The 3,990-nt window shown below is 35.8% G+C and carries 5 protein-coding genes; all 5 read right to left on the reverse strand.

The genetic code is table 11. The features are described from left to right. Nucleotides 1-89 precede the first annotated feature (89 nt). The 5 genes from BAZSYMA_RS09015 to BAZSYMA_RS09035 are packed head-to-tail and all read right to left on the reverse strand — an operon-like array spanning nt 90 to nt 3,789. Nucleotides 90-1,964: a peptidoglycan D,D-transpeptidase FtsI family protein gene (locus BAZSYMA_RS09015; RefSeq protein ID WP_090718264.1), complete on the reverse strand. Its 1,875-nt coding sequence runs from the start codon at nt 1,962-1,964 to the stop codon at nt 90-92. Beyond that, nucleotides 1,961-2,236, reverse strand: a complete 276-nt coding sequence (locus BAZSYMA_RS10715; protein WP_090718267.1) for a cell division protein FtsL — start codon at nt 2,234-2,236, stop codon at nt 1,961-1,963. Before BAZSYMA_RS10715 ends, BAZSYMA_RS09015 begins: the two co-directional genes overlap by 4 nt. Continuing rightward, nucleotides 2,226-3,161 carry a 16S rRNA (cytosine(1402)-N(4))-methyltransferase RsmH gene (gene rsmH / locus BAZSYMA_RS09025; protein WP_090718271.1) on the reverse strand — a complete coding sequence of 312 codons (936 nt, stop codon included), beginning with the start codon at nt 3,159-3,161 and terminating at the stop codon, nt 2,226-2,228. Before rsmH ends, BAZSYMA_RS10715 begins: the two co-directional genes overlap by 11 nt. Next, nucleotides 3,158-3,610 carry a division/cell wall cluster transcriptional repressor MraZ gene (gene mraZ, locus BAZSYMA_RS09030; protein WP_090718274.1) on the reverse strand — a complete coding sequence of 151 codons (453 nt, stop codon included), beginning with the start codon at nt 3,608-3,610 and terminating at the stop codon, nt 3,158-3,160. The genes rsmH and mraZ overlap by 4 nt, the downstream gene beginning before the upstream one ends. After that, nucleotides 3,610-3,789 carry a hypothetical protein gene (locus BAZSYMA_RS09035; protein WP_090718276.1) on the reverse strand — a complete coding sequence of 60 codons (180 nt, stop codon included), beginning with the start codon at nt 3,787-3,789 and terminating at the stop codon, nt 3,610-3,612. The genes mraZ and BAZSYMA_RS09035 overlap by 1 nt, the downstream gene beginning before the upstream one ends. Nucleotides 3,790-3,990: the final 201 nt, after the last annotated feature.

Consider the following 3,990-nt stretch of genomic DNA (forward strand, 5'->3'; position numbering starts at 1 on the left):
TTTTCTTAATGTTGTATTACTCATGTTTTTTCTCCTTTTTAGGGATTATAAAATATGAGGGTTTACACAATCTGGTTTACAGGGTCAAATTATTTTTTCGCCAACAATTTAACAGATTGGTCGCTACTTAAGATATTCTCCATTGCTTCTTTAAACACAATAGCTGCAGAGTTTGAGCCTTCGCAACTAATCTTACTATAAGGTTTATAATAAGCGTAACATTTTTTTGGATAGTCTAATCTAACTGCCATAACATATTTTGGCTTTTTAGCGGGTACAAATCCAGTGAAGAAAGTCCGTTTTGCGCCATTCTTGCTGTAACGACCATTGATGACCATTTCTGCGGTGCCAGTCTTTCCTGCTACACTGTAACCTTTGATTTGTGCACGATATCCAGAGCCTTTTAGTGATACAACCGCATCTAAGAGTTCGGCAATTCTGTGCGTTGCTTGTTTGCTGAAAACTTGTGTTTTTTGTTCATTTGTAGCAATACCATTGATAAGTTTCAGCGGTGGTATAGCGCCATCATTTGCAAATACTAAGTATGCTCTGGCGAGTTGTGCCAAATTGGTTTGCATTGGGCCGTAACCAAAAGACAAAGAGCGTTTATCTGCTTTTGACCAATCACTATAATGTTTAAGTAGCCCAGAGTTTTCGATGCTAGGAATAAGTCCGAGCGGACGACCAAAACCTAATTTACGCCAAGTGTCATATAATTCTTCTTTTTTTAACCTTTCTGCTACATTGAGTGTGCCTAAGTTATGTGATCTTTGCAAAATCTTTTTAACGCTCATATATTTATATTTTTTATCGGGTTTAAGGTGTCCGATGCGTTTAGTCACATCAATTAGTTCATCATCTTTAGCGGTAATTTTTTTCTTTTCAAGTGCTAAGAGCATGGTAAATGGTTTGATGGTTGAGCCTGGCTCAAGTTTATCTGAGAGCACACGATTACGGTAATGTTTTGGGTTGTAGAGTGCTTTGTTATTCGGGTCAGCAGCAGGGTAGTTGACCATTGCTAAAATTTCACCATTGGGTTTTAGAATGATGGCTGAGCCAGAGCTGGCTTCGAGTTTTTTAACAGATTTTTTAATAGCAACATAGGCGTGGAATTGCACATTAGTATCAATCGTTAATTGTATATCTTGACCGTGCTTAAGTGTTTTATGTACTATCGGGTTGAAATAAGTCCCTTGAGAATCTGGGTCAAAACTCAAATGTGTAAGGCTGTTTTGCCCAGCAAGTATCGATTCAAATTCACCTTCAATGCCAGAGACTCCTTTTTTGTCATGATTGATGCGACCAATAAGTGGTGCTAATGCTGCGGATTTTGGATAATATCTATGCGTGTCTGTTTGGAATCGAACGCCTTTTATTCGTTCGCTTTTGCATACTTTAACCTTACTATAAGTTGGTTTATCTGCTTTTAACTTGGTGAGTATTAACACCTTATCAAACAAATTTATTTTGTTTTTTTTGCGTTTCATTTTGCAGATTTTTAACTTAATTTTTCTTAGTGCTTCTATATTTTCAAGAATTGGGTTGGTAAGCCTAAGGTTTCGTTTAATAATTAGATTTTTTCTACCCGCATGTTTACTAAGTTTTTTTTTAATTGCTTTTTCCAATTTTTTCTCTGGCATCATTAAAGCTTGTGCAAGTTTTGGAATAAAAGTTTTTTGAATTTGTGTTGAATCTAGGTTTATTTTTTTTAAAATCAAATTACTAGCAAGCACATCGCCATTCCTATCTAGAATATCACCTCGGCGTGCTTTTATGCTGGAAGTAATTTCTGTTTGTTTTCTGGCTTTTTCTTGAATGCCAACGCCACCAACATCTATTTGATAAATATTGATAATTCGAAAAAAGAAAATAACACCAAGACTAGTAAAAATACTTTGAACGACCAATTGACGGCGTGAATAATTTTGTGACTTTTGAAATAATCCTATCTTAAATAGTTTCATAATATAAGTTCCCTGATTTTGTCAGGTCGTTTCATCTGTAATGTTTTCAAAGCTTCTTCTTTAATGGATTTACCACTGATTTGTGACGAATACTCGGTGAGTAATTGTTTGTGTAATGCTATGATTTTTTGATTTTCTTTTTGTACTTTTTTTGTTTTTTTGTACAGCAAGTAATTTTGATTGTGCCACAAAATTGTGTAGAAAGATAATATAACAATAACAATGCTAAGTATTACATTAATAAGGGTCGTATTAAGCGGCTTATTCAACATCCTTCGTAGTACGCTGTGCGATTCTTAATATCGCACTTCTTGAGCGCTTATTATTGTTAACCTCTTCTTTACTAGCAAAACTTTTGCCTAAATCTTTTAACAGCGTTTGTTCTATGCCACTATTCATAATTGGTAAACCTTTAGGTAATTGTTTTTGCTTTGAGTGTTGTTGGATAAATTGTTTGACAATACGGTCTTCAATTGAGTGAAAACTAATGACGCATAGACGACCTTCTGGTGCTAATAAATTGATTGTCTGCTTAAGTGTCTCAGACAGTTGTGTGAGTTCCTGATTGATAAAAATACGCATCGCCTGAAAAGTGCGTGTGGCAGGATGTTTGTTTTTCTTTGTTTTTACCACACTGGCAACAATATTTGCTAATTGCAATGTGGTTTTAATGGGTTGTTCCTGCTGAAATCTTTTAATCGCACTGGCAATGTGTCGGCTTTTTCTTTCTTCACCAAATTCGTAAATCACATTAGCAATTTCAACTTTATCAGCACTTACCAGCCACTGTGCCACACTAATGCCACTGCTTTGGTTCATACGCATATCTAGTGGACCCTCAGTATTAAAACTAAAGCCGCGCTCGGCATTATCCAATTGTGGCGATGAAACACCAAGATCCATGAAGATGCCATCAATTTTTCCAAGCAATTCTTCTTCAGAAAGAATCTGATGCATATTGACAAAAGGGCTGTGAATAAGTCTTAGGCGTGAATCGTTAAACTGTTGATTGGCATACTCAATGGCAGTAATATCTTGGTCAAAGGCAATTAGCTTTCCTTGGTCACCCAGTTTTTCTAAAATACCAAGTGCATGTCCGCCACGACCAAAAGTGGCGTCAATATAGACACCGTTACTTTTTAGTTTTAACCCAATAATAGATTCATCAAACATCACTGATTGATGATGAGAACTCATAATGTCAATTCGGAAATACTACTTGGAACGTCTTCTTTCTCGCTTAATATATCAAGGTTGGCAAGTTGCTTATGCCAAGTGTGCTCATCCCAAATTTCAAAATTATTTCCTTGTCCACTCATTATAATTTTTTTATCAATATTAGCGTATTCTCTAAGTGTGACAGAAATTAGCACGCGTGATGCACTATCCAATTCACAATCTGTTGCATGACCAATTAGTTTGCGTTTGAGGCGTTTTGTGTGAATATTCAGCGAAGGTAGGGCGCTAACTTTTTCTTCAAGTGTTTGCCAATCTTTTAAGGGGTAGAGTAACAAACAAGGGTCATCTGGATGAATACTGAGCACCATTTTTCCCTCACAAATTTTATTGATTTGCACTTGATGGCGTGTTGGAATTTTTAGTCTTCCTTTGGCATCAATAGTTAAATTGTGCACGCCACGAAACATTAGTTATTTTGTAGATATTTTTGATAAGTTGCCATTGCACTAAGAACCAGTACAACAAGAATAATGATCATAAAAGGTTTAAAGTTATTGATTTGTGCTTGTTGTGCACCTATAAGTGCCAATACACTGAGTGAAGTTGTTGATAAAAGTCCACCAACAATAAGTTTTCTTGTGCGCATTTTTTTCCATCACCATTTAGTAAGTTAAATACATTTTATACCACTTTATACCACTTTTGAACACTTTAATCGTTGGTATTCCTGAACATCAACTGTGTTAAGTGTCCAGTTTCACCACGTTGTTCCAGTTTGTAATGGTCCAATCAACTTAGACACATTTCAAGCCACTTTTTTCAATTCAGCCATCTTCTGAGCAGGTGT

Origin of the sequence: Bathymodiolus azoricus thioautotrophic gill symbiont, assembly GCF_001298715.1 — a bacterium.
In the GTDB taxonomy this organism is placed as follows: domain Bacteria; phylum Pseudomonadota; class Gammaproteobacteria; order PS1; family Pseudothioglobaceae; genus Thiodubiliella.

What these genes read in the sequence shown, in the direction of transcription:
- rsmH (WP_090718271.1), bottom strand. Translation starts at nt 3,161, where the DNA reads ATGAGTTCTCATCATCAATCAGTGATGTTTGATGAATCTATTATTGGG.
- mraZ (WP_090718274.1), bottom strand. Translation starts at nt 3,610, where the DNA reads ATGTTTCGTGGCGTGCACAATTTAACTATTGATGCCAAAGGAAGACTA.
- BAZSYMA_RS09015 (WP_090718264.1), bottom strand. Translation starts at nt 1,964, where the DNA reads ATGAAACTATTTAAGATAGGATTATTTCAAAAGTCACAAAATTATTCA.
- BAZSYMA_RS09035 (WP_090718276.1), bottom strand. Translation starts at nt 3,789, where the DNA reads ATGCGCACAAGAAAACTTATTGTTGGTGGACTTTTATCAACAACTTCA.
- BAZSYMA_RS10715 (WP_090718267.1), bottom strand. Translation starts at nt 2,236, where the DNA reads ATGTTGAATAAGCCGCTTAATACGACCCTTATTAATGTAATACTTAGC.